The sequence below is a fragment of the uncultured Brachybacterium sp. genome (genome assembly GCF_947500705.1).
Taxonomy (GTDB): Bacteria; Actinomycetota; Actinomycetes; order Actinomycetales; family Dermabacteraceae; genus Brachybacterium.
Genome location: NZ_CANMSY010000007.1, coordinates 159,524 through 176,393, shown reverse-complemented (window position 1 = coordinate 176,393; position 16,870 = coordinate 159,524). Strand labels below are relative to the sequence as shown.

The window sequence follows — 16,870 nt, the reverse complement described above, 5'->3', positions numbered from 1 at the left end:
CGAGACCGATGTGCCACCCTGGCTCCATGACCATGCTCCCCGCCGACAGCCACGTCCACAGCGAGTTCTCCTGGGACACGGGTGGCCCCGATTCCGCCGCGCGCGGCACGATGGAGGCGACGTGCGTCCGGGCCGTGCGCATCGGGCTGCCTGCGCTGTTCTTCACCGAGCACCTCGACCTCGAGGACGCCTGGTTCAGCGATCCGGAAGATTTCGCGGACCATGAGCGCCACCTGCTCGACGCGGACGGGATCGTCCACGTGCCCCGCTTCGATCTCAACGGCTATCTCGAGAGCATCGACCGCTGTCGAGCTGCCTTCCCCGAGCTGCGAATCGGTACTGGCCTCGAGTTCGGTCAGCCCCATCTGCGCGCCGAGGCCGTGCGGCAGCAGCTGGACCTCAGTGACTTCGACCTGGTCATCGGCTCTCTGCACACCCTCGAGTTCGAGGGTCGACGGGTCGAACCCAACACCCTGTTCCGGCGCCTGCCGGCTGACGAGGTGATCCGCCGCTACCTCGCCGAGGTCCCAGCCCTGGTGGCGGGCGACGAGCCCTTCGAGATCGTCACCCACCTCGACTACGCGCTGCGGTACTGGCCCGAAGAAACCGAGGGTCCGGTGAACCCCCGGCGTTTCGAAGAGGAGTTCCGCACCGCGCTGCGGGCGATCGCGGACAGCGGTCGGGCACTGGAGATGAACACCCGACGGCTCTGGCCGTGGATGCCCCGGTGGTGGAGCGAGGAAGGTGGCCGGGCGATCAGCTTCGGCAGCGACGCGCACGCGCCCCATGCCCTGGCGCACGGGTTCCCGGAGGCCGTGGCCATGGTCGAGGCCTTCGGGTTCCGGGCCGGGGCCACTGCCCAGGAGCTCTGGCGGCGCTGACCGGGATGCGTATTCCTGCTGGTGAGGTTGGCGCCTCGGACAGATGTCGGTAATCTGTGAGGGTCGTGGGGGACACCTGGGTGGGGGCTGTGTAGAACAGAGCGCTCTGACGCGCTCTGTTGTGCTGTCGAATCCGGGACCACGTCGCATCGAATCGTTCGACGACTCGGAAGGAACGCACATGACTGTGCCTGGTGGGGGACAGTACCCGTCGCAGGATCCGCACTCGCAGGATCCCCAGCAGTACAACGCAGGACCGTCGCAGGAGCCTCAGCACGGCTCACCGGCGCCGCAGGGCGCTCCCGTCGGCCCGGGTTCTCCGGCACCCCAGGGATACGCGCCAGCTCCGGTCGCCGCCACCGGGATGACTCCTGAGCAGCTGAAGCAGAAGCTGGGCGCCGCCGGCCTGACCAACCCGCTGCCGTCGCTCGCGGTCGGTGGCGTCACCTATCTCGGCGGCATCCTCGTCTCCGTGCTGGCGATAGTGCTGCTCGCGATCGCGGCCGCGATCGCCGGCATGGGCAACCCGGTCGAGGCCACGCTCGAGGGCATGGACATCCAGCCTGACCAGGCACTCAGCGGCATCGCCTCGGCGCTTCGCTTCCCTTTCCAGCTGGTCGCGATGGGGATGCTGGGCTCCCTCGGCTTCAGCGAGACCTTCGACGGTGAGAGCGTCAGTGCATCGATCCGCCTGCTGCCCGGCGTGATCACCGTGGTGATGGCGCTGCTGAGCTTCTACGGTGGCCGCTTCGTGCAGCGTCGCCAAGCTGCCGGAAAGCTGGGCATCTGGGTCTCCGCCGTCCTCACCAGCTTCGTGGTCGCCCTGGTCACCGTGCTCGCCGCGCTGATCTTCGCGCAGCCGATCCCGGTCGACGAGGACCTCACGCTGCGTCTGCACGCGGCAGGCTTCGACACCTTCTTCGGTGCGTTCCTCCTCCTCACTCTCGCGCATGCGCTCGGCCGGATCAGCCTGCGCTCGCGCCCGTCCTGGTGGCCGCTGGTCACCGACCTCACCGCCGGCTTCAAGCTCGCCCTCGCCCACGCGCTGCTCATCACGGTGCTGGCCTTCGCAGGCATCACGGTGGTCACCACCATCCAGGCGCTGATCGACGGGGACACCCCGCCGATGCTGTACGTCATCCTGCTGCTGCCCTTGCTGGGCGGCTACGTCCTGTCCTACCTCACGGGCATGGACCTGCTGTCCTCCCTCAGCGCCTCGATTACCGGCTCCGGCCTGCTCGACGAGTTCGGCGTCACCGGCAGCGAGTTCTTCTCGGTGTTCTCGATGCCCTGGTACGTGTGGCTGGGCGCCCTGGTGCTGATCCCCGTCGGCCTGCTCCTGGCTGCGCTGCTGTGGCAGCACCAGCGCCAGGTGGTGCCGAACAATGTGGTCGCCCTCGCGGTCTCGTGGGCTGCGCTGCCGGTGGTCTACTTCGTCGGCGCGCTCGGGCTGCTGATCCTCGCTCGGTTCTCGGCCTCGGTGGGCTACTCCGGCACCTTCGGCGACGGCGAGGTGATCGGCGCGTCCCTGGGGCTCGCCGCGTGGACCCCGCTGCTGGCAGGCCTCGCTGGCGTGATCGTGGAGCTGCTCTCGCGCTTCGTGACTCCGCTGGCCGCGCCCTTCATCCCGGCGAAGGTGCTGTCCTGGTTCCGGCGTCCGCTGGCACCGGCCCTCGCAGGCACGGCCGCTGTAGCGACCGCCGAGCCGACCGCGGCCGGCCATGTTCACGAGACCGTGGCGCTGGGCGGCGTATCGGCCGCGGCCACCGCAGCAGCGCCCGTCCAGAAACAGGCTCCTGCCGCGCCGCTCTCTCCGAAGGCGCGCAAGCTCCTGATCCGCGGCGGCATCGCCGTCGGCGGCGCCTTCGTTCTGCTGGTGGGGATCGCGATCGCGTTCAACGTCATCTCCTCCACAGTGTTCTCCCCGGAGAAGCGGGTTGAGGCGTATCTCAGCGCCCTGCAGGAGGGGGACGCCGCCCAGGCTGTGGAGATTTCCGCCCCGAACGCACCCACGGCCCAGCAGGTGCTGCTGACCAACGCGATCGCTGGCTCCGCAGAGAACCGCATCAGCAGCTACGAGATCCTCGACTCGGAGAAGTCCGGGGACGATGATGTGGTGGTCACCGCGACGGTGTTCCAGGACGGCGTGAGCACCACCCGGACCTTCCTCGTGGAGCGCAACGGCCGCACCGCGCTGGTGTTCCCCGAATGGCGGATGGGCGAGACCGAGTACGCCTATCTCGTACTGGAGGTTCCCGAGGGGGCGAGCACCCTCCTGGTCAACGGCCAGGAGGTGGCGGTGGAGAGCCTCGCCGTCGAAGGAGGCTACGCCGCCTCGGCTGTGCTCCCGGGCCAGTACACCGTGAGCCTGCCGGAGGTCTCGGAGTTCATCGACTCCGAGGAGAGCGCAGTGTTCGTCCCCGCTGATCCGGAGGGTTGGTACGAGCTGTACGCGGCACCGACCTACGCGCTGAGCGAGGCCGGCACCGCTGAGGTCCAGTCCCAGGTCGAGGCGGCTCTCGACGAGTGCGCGACGTCCACCGAGGCTTCTCCCGAGGGCTGCCCGTTCTCCGCCTGGGCCAGCAGCATGGTCGAGGGCTCCGGCTCCTGGACCATCGATACCTACCCGACCGTCGAGCTCGAACCGACGTCGGAGGGATGGAGCCTGTCCAGCTATGACAGCCCGGGGGAGGCGACCTTCTCGTACCAGCAGGAGAGCTGGAACGACGAAGACGCCCCCACCGACGAGACGGACACCTCGACGCTCCGCGTCTCAGGCACCGCGACCCTCGCCGAGGACGGCACCCTCACGGTGGATCTCTCGGAGGACGGCTGGTGAGCTGACCGCTTGCCGGCCCTGAGAGGCAGCGCGGTCCAGACCACGAGATCCCGGTCCCCGCTCCCGTCAGGGGCGCCGGGGCCGGGATCTCTGCTGCGTCGCCAAGGTGCCTTCCCCAGTGCCGGATCTCCGGTAGTTTGGCCACGCCCTGCAGGAGCACCGTCGCTACGCCCAGGGCAAGGAAACGGAGGAGCAATGCGCGCACTGCGCAAGGTCGCACCCGGTGCCGGGTTGGAATGGACGACGGTCGAGGAACCCGGCTGCGGGCCCTGGGACGTGAAGGTGCGGGTCCTGCGCGCCGGCATCTGCGGCACCGACCTGCACATCCTGGCCTGGGATGCCTCGGCCGAGGCGATGTGCGACTCGGTGCCCTTCACCCCCGGCCACGAGTTCTACGGCGAAGTCGTCGAGGTGGGGGAGGAGGTCACCGATGTGCGCGTCGGAGACCGCATCTCCGGTGAGGGCCATGTGGTGTGCGGGATGTGCCGCAACTGCCGGGCCGGCCGCCGTCAGATGTGCATCCGCACCCGCTCCGTGGGCGTCCAGCGCGACGGCGCCTTCGCCGAGTACGTCACCGTCCCGCACCAGAACGTCTGGGTCCATGAGCACGACGGCGGCGAGGAGCTGATCAGCCCCGAGCTCGGCGCCGTCTTCGACCCGCTGGGCAATGCCGTGCACACCGCGCTGAAGTTCCCGGTGGTGGGGGAGGACGTGCTGATCACCGGTGCCGGACCGATCGGACAGATGGCCGCCGCGGTCGCCCGCCACGCCGGCGCCCGCTACATCACCATCACCGACGTCTCCCCCGAGCGCCTGACGATGGCCGAGGGCTGCGGCGCCGATGTGGTCCTGGACGTGTCCAGCCAGAAGGTGCGCGACGCCCAACGCAGCCTGGGCATGCGGGAGGGCTTCGACGTGGGGCTCGAGATCTCCGGACAGGCTCGGGCCCTGCAGGAGATGATCGAGAACGTGAACCACGGCGGCAAGATCGCGCTGCTGGGCCTGCCCTCGCAGCAGTTCGAGATCGACTGGACCATGGTCGTCACCCGCATGCTCACCCTGCAGGGGATCTACGGCCGCGAGATGTTCGAGACCTGGAACGCGATGTCCGCGATGCTCAGCACCTCCGAGGTGCTGCGCTCCGCGATCACCCGCACCATCACCGACGTGCTCCCTGCCAGCGAGTGGGAGCACGGCTTCGAGATCGCCAAGGCCGGGACCGCCGGCAAGGTCGTGCTGGACTGGAGCAGGCTGGACGACTGACCCGTCCGGCCCGTCCGGCCCGTCCGGCCCGTCCGACCCGCCTGACCCGACTGACCCGCCTGACCCGCCTGACCGTCCCGCGCCCCAACTCGCCGAGCCTCACGCCCGCCACGGCCGGAAAGGTTCCCGCGAAGTGGAACCTTTCCGGTCGCGGTTGGCGATCACCCTCGGATCACCCTCGGATCAACCTGTCTGGAAGGACCCCACCACGATGTACACCGATCTCAAGGACCAGCTGACCGCCGAGCTCACCGAGATCGAGCAGGCCGGCACCTACAAGCACGAACGGGTCATCTCCACCCCGCAGGCCGGCCGGATCACCGCCGGTCCGGCGGGCCGCACGGGCGCCGAGGTGCTGAACTTCTGCGCCAACAACTACCTCGGCCTCGCCGATCATCCCGAGATTGTCGCGAGCGCGAAGCGGGCCCTGGACGAGCGGGGCTTCGGCATGGCCTCGGTGCGCTTCATCTGCGGCACCCAGGACCTCCATCTCGAGCTCGAGGCCGCCGTCTCGGACTTCCTCGGCACCGAGGAGACGATCCTGTTCTCCTCCTGCTTCGACGCCAACGGCGCCGTGTTCGAGCCGCTGTTCGGCAAGGACGACGCGATCATCTCCGACGCGCTGAACCACGCCTCGCTGATCGACGGGATCCGGCTGTCCAAGGCGGCCCGCTTCCGCTACCGCAATGCCGACCTCGATGATCTGCGCACCCAGCTCGAGGCGGTCGCGGCGCTGCGGGAGGGACAGGGCGCGCGCCGCACCATCATCGTGACCGACGGCGTCTTCTCCATGGACGGCTTCCTCGCCCCGCTGCCGGGGATCTGCGACCTGGCCGAGGAGTTCGGGGCGCTGGTGATGGTGGACGACTCCCATGCCGTCGGCTTCATGGGCGCGACCGGCGCGGGCACCCCCGAGCACTTCGGGGTCTCCGAGCGCATCGACATCTATACCGGCACCTTCGGCAAGGCGCTCGGCGGCGCGAGCGGCGGGTACGTCTCGGGCCGACGCGAGATCGTGGCGATGCTGCGCCAGAAGGGTCGCCCCTACCTGTTCTCGAACTCTCTGGCCCCCTCGATCGTCGCCGCGACCCTCACCGCGCTCGAGCTGGTCGAAGGCAGCGCCGAGCTGCGCAGCACCCTGTTCCGCAACGCCGAGCTGTTCCGCCGCCGGATGAGCGAGGAGGGCTTCGAGCTGCTGCCCGGCGAGCACGCGATCGTGCCGGTGATGTTCGGGGACGCGGCGCTGGCCGGCCGGATCGCCGACGCGATGCTCGAGCACGGCGTCTACGTCACCGCCTTCTCCTATCCCGTGGTCCCGCAGGGCAAGGCCCGGATCCGGGTGCAGCTCTCCGCCGCCCACACCGAGGAGGACGTCGAGGCGGCGGTCCGCGCCTTCGTCGACTCGCGCGCCGCGGTCGAACAGGGATGAGCCCGGGTGCGGTGTGGCCCTGCGGTCAAGACCTGGCGGGGCCTCAATCGCCCAGCCGCATCCAGGTGTCGGTACGGACCCGCAGGCCCAGGCTGATCGCCCGCAGCACCATGAACAGGAAGTTGCAGGCCAGCCACAGCATGGCGAGTCCCCACGGCCCCGCCGGAGCCCACCAGGCCACCAGGACGGCGCCGGGCAGGATCGCGACCGCGATCAGGATGCCCACCTTGGCGAGGTAGGGAGCGTCTCCGGCGCCCATCAGCACCCCGTCCAGCACGAACACGTACCCGGCGATCGGCTGGGTGGCCACGAGCACCCAGAGTGCGGCGCGCAGGTTCTCCTGCACGGCGACGTCCGGAGTGAAAAGCTCGGGCACCACATAGCTCGCCGCCAGCAGCAGCACGGAGACGACCGCTCCGCCGCCCACGCCCCAGGTCATCAGGCGCCGGGTCACGGCGTGCACGGTGTCCGGGTCGGAGGCACCGAGGTGACGGCCGGTGAGGGCCTGGCCCGCGATCGCCAGGGAGTCCAGCGTCAGGGACAGCGCGGTGAAGACCGTCATGGCGAGCTGGTGCGCGGCCAGCTGCACATCGCCCAGCCGGGTGGCGACCACGGTCCCGGCGATCACCACCACCCGCAGCCCGAGGGTGCGCACGAACATCGGCACCGCGTCCCGGCCCACAGAGACCAGGTTCGTCAGGTGCGGGGTGAGTGCGATGCCCTCCCGGCGTGCCCGATGGACGATCACCCCGAGCAGCACCGTGGCCATTCCCCACTGGGAGATGACGGTGCCGATCGCGGAGCCCGCGATCCCCAGATCCAGGCCGAAGATCAGCACCGCGTTCAGCGGGATGTTCACCAGCGCACCGCCGACGGCCACCACCAGCGGCAGCTTCGCGTCCTGCAGGCCGCGCACCAGGCCGGTCGCGGCCTGGACGGCGAGCATCGCCGGCAGACCGAGGGCGCTGAGGCGCAGGTAGATCATCGCCTCGGCGAGGACCTCCAGGGACGGGCCGAAAGCGGCCAGCAGGGTCCGCCCGGCCACCAGCAGCAGCACGGTCGACAGCGCACCCACGGCCAGCGCGAGCCAGCAGGCGTCGATCCCGCGGGAGATCGCCTCCCGGGTGCGGCCGGCGCCGAAGGAGCGAGCCACCGCGGCGGTCGTGGAGTAGGCCAGGAAGATCGCCAGACCCACGATCGTGGTGAGCACGGTCGAGGCCAGGCCCAGACCGGCCAGCGACGTGGTCGAGACCCGGGCTATGAAGGCCGAGTCCGTCAGCAGGAACAGCGGCTCGGCCACCAGCGCCCCGAGGCTCGGGATCGCCAGCAGCAGGATCTCCCGGTCGACGGTCCGACGGGCGCGCTCCTCGCGGGGGGAGGGATCGGGGGACGCGGGCACCCCCCTATTGTGCGACGAGATTCGCGACGTTCGTCGGATCCGAGTTCGCAGGCAGGCGTGAGACAGTGCGCGAGGAGCACTCGACGCCAGGACTCCAGACCTCAGCACCATGGGGTCGCGGCGACGGGCCGCACCACCCCGTCGCGCATCGCCCCTGAGGAGCAGGATGAACCGCCTGGCCACGCTGAGCCTGAACAACCGGTCCTTCATCGCACTGGTGTGCATCGCCGTATCGATCATCGGCGTGTTCGTCATGACCACGATGCGCCAGGAGCTCATCCCCTCGGTGTCGCTCCCGCAGATCCAGGTGGTGACCATCTCCGCGGGATCCTCCTCCGAGCAGGTTCGTGAGCGGATCAGCGCCCCGGTCGAGCAGTCCCTCTCCGGGCTCGAGAACGTCGAGGGGACCTCGTCGAGCTCGCAGGCGGGCCTGTCCATGGTCACCGTCGAGCTCACCTACGGCACCGACGTGGCCCGTGCCTCGAACCAGGTCGACGCCGCCCTCACCCGCATCGAGGGTCAACTGCCCGAGGAGGCGGATCCGCAGGTCGTCGCCGGCGGCAGCAGCGACCTCCCAGCGGTCGTGCTGTCCGTCTCCTCGGACCTGGAGCCCTCCGACCTCGCCTCCCGGCTCGAGACCTCGGTCACCCCGGATCTCGAGCGGGTGGACGGGGTCTCCTCGGTGGCCGTGATCGGCGCTCCCGAGCAGATCGTGCAGATCACGCCTGACGAGGACGCCCTGGCCGAGAAAGGCCTCACCGAGAGCGACATCACCACCGCTCTGGACGCTCACGGCCTGTCCCTGCCCGGCGGTTCCGTCGTCGACGGCGACCGCACCCTGGACGTGGTGCTCGGCCAGAGCCTCGACACCGTCGAGAGCCTCGAGCAGATCGTGCTGATGCCCGCCGAGGGCAGCCAGGAGGCGGAGGAGGGCCAGCCGGGGGAGGGCCAGCTGGGTGAGGAAGGCCAGCCGCAGCCCGATGCACAGCTCCAGGAGCCCGCCGCGCCGGTCACGCTCGCCGAGGTCGCCACGGTCGAGCGCACCGAGCAGGAGGCCACCTCGGTCTCGCGCACGAACGGGCGTGAGTCGTTGGTGCTGCTGGTCACCGCGACCGTCGGCGGGAACGTCGTGGATGTCTCCGAGGGCGTCGAGGGGGTCCTTGCAGACACCCTCCCGAGCGTCGGCGGTGACGCGGAGGCCGACGTCGTCTTCGACCAGGCTCCCTTCATCCAGGAGTCGATCCTCGCGCTCGCCGAGGAGGGCCTACTGGGTCTGCTCTTCGCCGTCGGCGTGATCCTGCTGTTCCTGCGCCGGGTGCGCCCGACGCTCGTCACCGCGATCTCGATCCCCACCTCGCTGCTGATCGCCTTCATCGGCATGTTCGTCACCGGGTACACGCTGAACCTGCTGACCCTGGCGGCGCTGACGATCTCGATCGGCCGCGTGGTCGACGATTCGATCGTGGTGATCGAGAACATCACCCGCCACCTCGCCTACGGCAAGACCAAGCGCCGGGCGATCCTCGACGGCGTCAGCGAGGTCGCCGGCGCCATCACCGCCTCCACCCTCGCGACCGTGGTGGTGTTCCTGCCGGTCGCGGTGGTCGCCGGCCTGGCCGGAGAGCTGTTCCGTCCCTTCGCCCTGACCGTCGGCATCGCGATGCTGTCCTCGCTGCTGGTGGCGCTGACCATCGTGCCGGTGCTGGCCTACTGGTTCCTCAAGGTCCCCAAGGGGCATGAGGACGTCGACCCCGACGATGCCGCTCAGGTCGCGGAGATCCGTGAACAGGCCGAGGCCGGGGAGGAGCGCACCTGGCTGCACCGGATGTACGCGCCGCTGCTGCACCTGGTGCTGGACTCGCTGCCCAAGCGCCTGCTCACGCTCGGCGCCGCGATCCTGGTGCTCGTGGGGACCGTCTTCCTGATCCCGCTGGTGAACATCAGCTTCCTCGGCGACACCGGGCAGAACATCGCCTCGCTCACGCAGACCCTCCCCGCCGGCAGCAGCCTCGAGCAGTCCTCGGACAAGGCGGCCGAGAGCGAGGAGGCGCTGCTGGCGGTCGACGGCGTCGAGACGGTGCAGACCACCATCGGCGGTGGCGGCTTCGGCTTCGGCGGAGCGGAGAACGAGGTCAGCTTCTCGATCACCACCGACCCTGACGTCGATCAGGAAACTCTCCTGGACGAGATGGTCACGACCCTCGAGGCCCTGCCGGAGCCGGGCACCATCGACGCCGCAGACATCGCCTCGCCCACCGGCTCCAGCTCGGTGGACATCCTCATCACCGGTCCCACCGCCGAGGACCGGCAGGCCGCGAATGACGCGATCCTCGCCGAGCTCGACCCGCTGCCCAGCGGCGTCGCCGAAGTGGGCAGCGACCTCCAGGCCGACCAGCCCACCGCCGTGGTCACCGTCGACCGGGAGGCCGCCGCCCAGCGCGGACTCACCGAGGAAGCCGTGATCGGCCTGGTCGCCCAGCAGATGTACCCCGGCGCGATCGGGACCATCACCCTCGAGGACGACGAGCTGGACATCTACGTCGCCGGCGGCGAGAACATCGACACCTTCGCCCAGCTGCAGGACCTGACCCTGCTGGGCACCATCCCGCTGCAGGACGTCGCGACCGTCGAGGAGCAGCTCTCGCGCCCCTCCATCGACACTCAGGACTCCCTGGAGACCGTGACCGTCTCGCTCGCCCCGGCAGGGGAGGACGTCGGGGTCGCGACCGATGCGGCGAACGACGCGATCGATGCCGCGGAGCTGCCCGAGGGCGTCGAGGCGACGATCGGCGGCACCGCCGCGGACATCGACGAGACCTTCGGCCAGCTCGGCATCGCCATGCTCGCCGCGATCCTGCTGGTGTACGTGCTGCTGGTGTGGATCTTCAAGTCGCTGATCCAGCCGCTGATCCTGCTGGTCTCCATCCCCTTCGCCGCCACCGGCGCGCTGGGCCTGCTGGTCATCACCGGAGTGCCGTTGGGGCTCCCCTCCATGATCGGCCTGCTGATGCTGGTGGGCATCGTGGTCACCAACGCCATCGTGCTGATCGACCTGGTCAACCAGTACCGACGGGACGGGATGACGCTCGACGAGGCCCTCCACCAGGGCTCGGCCAAGCGCCTGCGCCCGATCCTGATGACCGCCGCCGCGACCATCTTCGCGCTGATCCCGATGGCGCTGGGCATCACGGGCAACGGCGGCTTCATCGCCCAGCCGCTGGCCGTGGTGGTCATCGGAGGCCTGATCTCCTCGACCCTGCTGACCCTGGTCATCGTCCCGGTGCTCTACCGGATCGCCGAGGGCCCGGGCGAGCGGAAGCGGATCCGTGAGGAGGCCCGGCTCGGGCAGCTGCGCGAGAGCCGTACGAAGGCGGAGAACGAGAAGCGGGAGCGCCGCGAGGCCGAGCAGCGGGCGCAGGCGCGGGCGGCGCTGGGCACGGCTGGCGCGACGGGCACGACGGGCACGGCTGGTTCCGCCGAGGCCGGCGGCGCCAGCTCCGCCGCCCGCGCTGGTGGCACCGATCGCCCCAGCGGCACCGATCGCCCCGGCGGCACCGATCACCCCGGTGGCACCGATCACCCCGGTGGCACCGTGGCCACGAGCCCGGCCCCCGCAAGTGCCCATGGCCGCCGCAGGTCCCTCAAGGAGCGCGGCGGGTTGGTCGGGATCGTGAAGCGGCGACTCGGCAGGGGCTGACCCCACCTGATCAGCGCATCAGCGCAGGATCCGAACGCGTTGAGCACCGGATCAGAGGCTGTGCTGTCCCTTGTCGGGTCGACCGTCCGCCCTGCAGGCACGGGCGATCGTGGCGCGATAGGTCGCGTGATCGTGACGCCGCAGCGCTTCCTGTCGACTGATGGAGAGCGATCGGATGATGGAGGACCAGGAGCTGGCGACGGCCTCGAGAGCGTCTGCGATCGCCCTCGCGTCCCCCGGGGGGACGAAGAACGTCGTGCGGTAGCCTCCTGCGGCTTCCTTGAGTCCGCTGGAGTTGCTCGCGATCACCGGTCTCAGGGCGAGGATTGCCTCGATCGCCGAGTTCCCGAAGGGCTCGTCGAAGCGTGACGGGGCCAGCAGGACGTCGGCTCTGGCGAGGAAGGGCCAGACATCGCGGTGGAACCCGGCGAAGTGGACCTCCACGTCACCGTTGGCTGCTTGGTCCCGCAGCTGCTGTGCGAACCCTTCGTCTCCTTCCGCGGGGGAACCCAGAACTGTGAGCTCCACCTGGCGGCCCGATTGCTGGAGCAGGGTCGCTGCTTCGAGCCCGAGATCTGCTCCCGTGCGCGGCGAGAGATGGCCCATGTAGAGGATCCGCAGGGGAGACTCCAGCGGCTCGCGAGGGAGTGTCGGTTCGTGCGGGGAGACGATTCCATTGCTGACGATCTCGGCTCGTCGAGCAAGAGCGGGCAGCACGCGACGGATGGTCTCGAGCGAGAATCGACTGGTGACGAGCGTCCGCTGCGAGGCGAGGTGCGGCAGATACATGAGTCGACGCACCCAGCGGCTGCCGGATCTCTCTGCCTCGTGGATATGGCTGATCGAACGGATGCCACGGCTACGGGCTACCAGCGGCCATTGAGGGATCACCATGGTGGAGACGTAGACGACGTCCGGGCGGACTCGTCCCATCACGCGCCAGATGCGGGGCAGCCCGAGGAGCGATCGACGGGCCAGCGTCGGCCAGCTGCGAGGGCGGAGCAGCTGCTTGCTCAGGACCAGCATCCCGATCACCTCGACCTCTGCGCCGATGCGTTCCAGCTCGACGGACAGGGGCCCGGTCGCGGGCAGCGCGATGACCACCCGGCATCCTGCTTCTCGCAGGCCGATCACGCTCTCCAGCAGCATGCGGTCCGCACCGAAGAGTCCGGTGCCGGAGTGGGCTGCGAGGACTGTCCGTGCGGTGCCTCCCATCATGTTCGTCCGGGCTCTCGACACGACAGGCAGCGGTCATCGGTGTGGAGGGTGAGGGTGGCCGGACGGTGCACCGCCTGGCGGCGGGCGGTGTCCAGGGCACGATGTGTGCAAGGGCTGTCCCGCTCCTTCGCCGCGCGATGGGCGTCGATGCACGCCCGCCCGGAGGTCGGATGTCCGTTTTGTCCCATAATTCACTAATGTAGGTCGGAATGTGCCTGGGGTCCATAGCTGGGGCCAGCAGCACAGAGGCAGCGTCATCGAGCTGGTGGGTCGCCCCGGTGTCGTGTTCGCCCTCAGCTCCGACGCCGCCGCGCCGCGGACCCCGCCTCAGACCTGTCGCCTACCATTCCTTCCATGGCCAAGGAACGCCCCCGCGCCCGCCCCGTCGGCGCCTTCTCGCGAGGGCGCACGGTCCGCATCCGCGTGTTGACGGCGATGATGGCCTTCATGACCGTGGGCCTCGCCGTCACCGGGGTGCTCACCTACGCGGCGCAGTTCCGGGCGCTCGAGACGCGTGTCAATGCGGAGCTCTGGCAGGAGCACAGCGAGCTCGGCCTGATCGCCGAGAGCGTGAACGAGGACGGCAGCCGCGTCCACACCACGGTGGACAGCGTGCTGCTCCACGCGACCGATTCCGCGGCGCCGTCGAACTATGAATCCGTCATCACCTTCCTGGACGGGGAACCCCTCTACCAGCCCCGCGCGCAGGACTTCGCGCTGCTTCCGAGCGATTCCGCGGAGTCGCCGCAGTTGCGCGAGCAGCTGCTGGCCGCGCATCAGCCCGGTTCCGCGGTGATCGTCCCGATGGAGGCTCACGGCAGAGACCTGCAGGTCCTGATCGTCTCCGTGAATGTCGCAGGGGACGACGCCCAGGGCATCTTCGTGGTCGCCAACGACATCGGCGCTCAGCGTCGCGACCTGTGGCAGAGCGTCCTCACCTTCGCGGGGCTCTCGGTGGTCACCCTGCTGGTCGCGGGATGGGTGGGCTACGTGGTCACCGGGCGCCTGCTGCGGCCGCTGGAGGACCTCCGTGCGGCCACCGAGCAGATCACGGTCGACGATCTCGAGTATCGGGTGCCGGTCCCTGAGGACCGGGACGAGATCGGTGCGCTCGCGCAGAACTTCAACCGCATGCTGGGGCGCATCCAGGCAGGGTTCGCCGAGCAGAGTCGCTTCATGAGCGACGTCGGCCATGAGCTGCGCACGCCGCTCACTATCGTGCGCGGCACCCTGGAGACCACCGACATCGAGGATGTCGAGGATGTGCGCGAGTCCCGCGACATCGCGATCGAGGAGCTGGACCGGATGGGCCGCGTCGTCGGCGACCTCTCCGAGCTCGCGGCCTCCGCGCGCCCCGACTATGTGCGGCTACGACCCCTGGACCTGGCCGGCTTCACCCGCTCAGCCTTCGCACGCATCGAGCACATCGCCGAGCGGGAATGGATCCTCGAGCGCACCGTCGACGTGGTGGCCGATGCCGACGAGCAGCGCCTCGCCCAGGCCGTCGTGCAGCTGGCCGCGAACGCCGTGCGCTACAGCGACGAGGGCAGCCGGATCCGCTTCGGGGTGGACCGCGTGCTGGGGCCGGAGGGCCCCGAGATCCACGTGTCCGTGCAGGACGAGGGCATCGGCATCGGCACCGAGGACCAGCGACGCATCTTCGAACGGTTCGCCCGCGTCGACGGCAGCCGCGGCTCGGGGACGGGACTCGGCTTGCCGATCGTGCTCGCGATCGCCGAGGGCCACGGCGGAGTGGTGCGCCTGCTCTCGAAACCGGGGAAGGGGTCCACCTTCACCATCGTGTTCCCGCAGTTCGCGGAGCGGCCATCGGCGGACGAACGACCCCAGGACAGCCCCGCCGGGGATACTGGCAGGCGGGCGCGGGCTTCCGCCGCCGACACCGACACCACCCCCACAACCACCATCACGAGGAGGGACGAGGGATGAGGATCCTCATCGCCGAGGACGAGGCGCGGATCGCCCGGTTCATGGAACGCGGGCTGAAGGCCAACGGCTTCGCCTCGACCGTGGTGGAGGACGGCATCTCCGCCCTCGACCTCGCCTCCAGCGGCGACTTCGACCTGCTGGTCCTGGATGTGGGCCTGCCGCGGATGGATGGCTTCCAGGTGCTCAAGGCGCTGCGGGAGATGGACGTGCAGATCCCGATCCTGATGGTCACGGCGCGCACCGGCGTGGACGACACCGTGCAGGGCCTCGAGGGCGGGGCGAACGATTACATCGCCAAGCCCTTCCGCTTCGAGGAGCTGCTGGCCCGCGTCAAGCTCCGCGCGCGCGAGGCCACCTCCGGCGCAGGCACCGTCAGCGCGGACGTCCTCCAGCTGGGGGACCTGTCGCTGGACCTCCGTACCCGAATCGCGAGCAGCACCGCCGACGGACAGTCCCGCTCGGTCGAGCTGTCCTCCCGAGAGTTCACGATGGCGCGCGTGTTCCTCGAGAACCCGAACCAGGTCCTCACGCGCGACCTGCTCCTGTCCAAGGTATGGGGCTACGACTACGACGGCGCCTCGAACGTGGTCGACGTGTATGTGGGCTACCTGCGCGGCAAGCTCGGGGCGGCGCGTCTGGTGACGGTGCGCGGCGCCGGCTACAAGATCGTCGATCCTGGGGCCTGAGCGAAGAGGATGCGAACCGTCGCGAGGCAGGTCAGTGCACTGATGAGAGGTCTCTCATCTCGACTTCACAGGCGTCTCATCGGCGGCGGTGAGCATGCTTGACATGAAGATCCTGCGGACCCTCGGGCTCATCGTGGCGGTCGCGCTCGCGGTGATCGGACTCGCCGTGCTGCCCTCGATGGATGACGCCCCGCAGGCGCGGGCCGGGATCTCGGTCGGGGAGACCTCTGCCGCCGAGGGTGGGGCGGCTCCGGCCCCGGCGTCTGAGAGCGCGGCGCTGCCCGCGAGCGAATCGGTCCCTCTGCCCACGCCCACCGCCTCCGAACAGCCGGTGCGCGGCATCCATTCCGACACCGGGGTGGGCACGATGGAGCCCTTGGCATCGCCCGAGCCCGAGCCCGAGCCCGAGCCCGCTCCGCAGTCCGCCGCGCAGACGCCGCGCTCCTCGGGATCCGGCTCGTCGACCCGAGCCCCGACCGGCGGCTCCTCCGGCGGCTCGAGCGGGAGCGGCTCTTCGTCCTCCTCGGGCGGCGGCAGCAGCACCCCGCCGCGTCCGGCCGGTGTCTGCGAGTGGGACGACGGAGAGCTGGAGTGCGAGGACGATGATGACGACGATGATGATGACGACGATTGACCGCCCCCACGTCGGTCGTCCGCCCCTCGACTGACCACCCCTGGCGGCCCCACGTCGGCCGACAGCACCTCGGCCCGGCTGCCCCGCCTCAGGCGGGGACGCCGAGGCGGGCGAAGGCGTTGCGGAAGATGGTCAGTCCGTCCAGGCCCGGCAGCTTCTGGATCCGCTTGTCGAGCTTGTCCAGCTCCGAGGACTTGCCGCCGAAGAGATGGTTCATCACGTGCACCACCTCGGATTCGTCCATCATCCCGCTGCCCACGGGCTTCCAGACGCGGGACATGATCAGCCGCACGATCTTCTGGGCCGCCTCTGAAGCCTCGAGCCGCTCCCGGCCCTGGGTGGTGTAGAAGGCGACGTGGCGGGTCTCCTGCTGGGCGATGCGCTTCAGCAGCGGCGACAGCGCCGGATGCTCGGTCATCGCGGAGAGCCGACGATAGGCGGCCACGGCCGAGAGCTCGTTGGCTGCACCCCACACCATGTGCACGGCGACGAAGTCGGTCCCGGCGAGGTTGGTGAGCACGGATTGCTTGAGCGGCCCGAGCGCCCCCACCCAGCCCAGCTTCACGCGCTTGGCCTTGATCTCGTCATAGTCGACGACGATCCCGTGCCGGGCCAGCACCATCGAGAGCGCCTCCCCGTGCCAGAACTCCTCCCGGTTCCACATCGTCATGAACCCGCCGGCCTCCTCCTCACGGTGCGAGGGGGTGACCAGCAGATCCCGCAGGAAGCAGGACGTGTGGTATTCGACATCGCACATATAGCGCAGCGAGCGCAGCGTCTGCGCATCCAGCGGCTGGGAGTCGAAGGAGTCGAAGTCGAGATCCTCGTACTTGACGGGGGCCGAGGTCTGGGCGAACTGGTCGAGGTCGAAAGCCAT

The 16,870-nt window shown here is 69.6% G+C and carries 11 protein-coding genes; 8 read left to right on the top strand and 3 right to left on the bottom strand.

Annotation, left to right across the window (positions count from 1 at the left end; translation table 11 throughout):
* Nucleotides 1-26: 26 nt before the first annotated feature.
* The 4 genes from Q0937_RS13250 to Q0937_RS13235 all read left to right on the top strand — a co-directional run bounded on the left by Q0937_RS13250 (nt 27) and on the right by Q0937_RS13235 (nt 6,412).
* On the top strand, nt 27-881 hold the full coding sequence (locus tag Q0937_RS13250) for a PHP domain-containing protein (RefSeq protein ID WP_299304416.1): 855 nt from the start codon (nt 27-29) through the stop codon (nt 879-881).
* 181 nt (nt 882-1,062) lie between these two features.
* Nucleotides 1,063-3,720, top strand: a complete 2,658-nt coding sequence (locus Q0937_RS13245; RefSeq protein WP_299304382.1) for a hypothetical protein — start codon at nt 1,063-1,065, stop codon at nt 3,718-3,720.
* A 195-nt stretch (nt 3,721-3,915) separates the two neighbouring features.
* Nucleotides 3,916-4,983 carry an L-threonine 3-dehydrogenase gene (gene tdh / locus Q0937_RS13240; protein ID WP_299304379.1) on the top strand — a complete coding sequence of 356 codons (1,068 nt, stop codon included), beginning with the start codon at nt 3,916-3,918 and terminating at the stop codon, nt 4,981-4,983.
* A 211-nt stretch (nt 4,984-5,194) separates the two neighbouring features.
* Nucleotides 5,195-6,412 carry a glycine C-acetyltransferase gene (locus tag Q0937_RS13235; RefSeq protein WP_299304376.1) on the top strand — a complete coding sequence of 406 codons (1,218 nt, stop codon included), beginning with the start codon at nt 5,195-5,197 and terminating at the stop codon, nt 6,410-6,412.
* 43 nt (nt 6,413-6,455) lie between these two features.
* On the opposite strand, the gene Q0937_RS13230 is transcribed toward Q0937_RS13235, so the two are convergent.
* Nucleotides 6,456-7,811, bottom strand: a complete 1,356-nt coding sequence (locus tag Q0937_RS13230; protein ID WP_299304373.1) for an MATE family efflux transporter — start codon at nt 7,809-7,811, stop codon at nt 6,456-6,458.
* 166 nt (nt 7,812-7,977) lie between these two features.
* Here Q0937_RS13230 and Q0937_RS13225 point away from each other — a divergent pair, with 166 nt between their 5' ends.
* On the top strand, nt 7,978-11,508 hold the full coding sequence (locus tag Q0937_RS13225) for an efflux RND transporter permease subunit (RefSeq protein ID WP_299304370.1): 3,531 nt from the start codon (nt 7,978-7,980) through the stop codon (nt 11,506-11,508).
* Nucleotides 11,509-11,559: 51 nt separating this feature from the next.
* On the opposite strand, the gene Q0937_RS13220 is transcribed toward Q0937_RS13225, so the two are convergent.
* Nucleotides 11,560-12,726, bottom strand: coding sequence for a glycosyltransferase family 4 protein (locus Q0937_RS13220; protein ID WP_299304368.1), 1,167 nt, complete (start codon nt 12,724-12,726; stop codon nt 11,560-11,562).
* 354 nt (nt 12,727-13,080) lie between these two features.
* Here Q0937_RS13220 and Q0937_RS13215 point away from each other — a divergent pair, with 354 nt between their 5' ends.
* From Q0937_RS13215 to Q0937_RS13205, 3 genes are all read left to right on the top strand, one after another.
* Complete coding sequence (locus tag Q0937_RS13215; RefSeq protein ID WP_299304365.1) at nt 13,081-14,673, top strand: cell wall metabolism sensor histidine kinase WalK; 1,593 nt, start codon at nt 13,081-13,083, stop codon at nt 14,671-14,673.
* On the top strand, nt 14,670-15,359 hold the full coding sequence (locus Q0937_RS13210; protein ID WP_299304363.1) for a response regulator transcription factor: 690 nt from the start codon (nt 14,670-14,672) through the stop codon (nt 15,357-15,359). The genes Q0937_RS13215 and Q0937_RS13210 overlap by 4 nt, the downstream gene beginning before the upstream one ends.
* Nucleotides 15,360-15,462: 103 nt before the next feature.
* Nucleotides 15,463-15,993 carry a hypothetical protein gene (locus tag Q0937_RS13205; RefSeq protein WP_299304360.1) on the top strand — a complete coding sequence of 177 codons (531 nt, stop codon included), beginning with the start codon at nt 15,463-15,465 and terminating at the stop codon, nt 15,991-15,993.
* Between the two features lie 88 nt (nt 15,994-16,081).
* On the opposite strand, the gene Q0937_RS13200 is transcribed toward Q0937_RS13205, so the two are convergent.
* Nucleotides 16,082-16,870 (bottom strand): ferritin-like domain-containing protein, encoded by a 789-nt coding sequence (locus tag Q0937_RS13200; RefSeq protein WP_299304358.1) that lies wholly within the window; start codon nt 16,868-16,870, stop codon nt 16,082-16,084.

Coding starts and splice junctions, on each gene's coding strand:
- Q0937_RS13235 (WP_299304376.1), top strand. CDS start 5,195: ATGTACACCGATCTCAAGGACCAGCTGACCGCCGAGCTCACCGAGATC.
- Q0937_RS13245 (WP_299304382.1), top strand. CDS start 1,063: ATGACTGTGCCTGGTGGGGGACAGTACCCGTCGCAGGATCCGCACTCG.
- Q0937_RS13200 (WP_299304358.1), bottom strand. CDS start 16,870: ATGGCTTTCGACCTCGACCAGTTCGCCCAGACCTCGGCCCCCGTCAAG.
- Q0937_RS13210 (WP_299304363.1), top strand. CDS start 14,670: ATGAGGATCCTCATCGCCGAGGACGAGGCGCGGATCGCCCGGTTCATG.
- Q0937_RS13215 (WP_299304365.1), top strand. CDS start 13,081: ATGGCCAAGGAACGCCCCCGCGCCCGCCCCGTCGGCGCCTTCTCGCGA.
- Q0937_RS13205 (WP_299304360.1), top strand. CDS start 15,463: ATGAAGATCCTGCGGACCCTCGGGCTCATCGTGGCGGTCGCGCTCGCG.
- Q0937_RS13220 (WP_299304368.1), bottom strand. CDS start 12,726: ATGATGGGAGGCACCGCACGGACAGTCCTCGCAGCCCACTCCGGCACC.
- tdh (WP_299304379.1), top strand. CDS start 3,916: ATGCGCGCACTGCGCAAGGTCGCACCCGGTGCCGGGTTGGAATGGACG.
- Q0937_RS13250 (WP_299304416.1), top strand. CDS start 27: ATGACCATGCTCCCCGCCGACAGCCACGTCCACAGCGAGTTCTCCTGG.
- Q0937_RS13225 (WP_299304370.1), top strand. CDS start 7,978: ATGAACCGCCTGGCCACGCTGAGCCTGAACAACCGGTCCTTCATCGCA.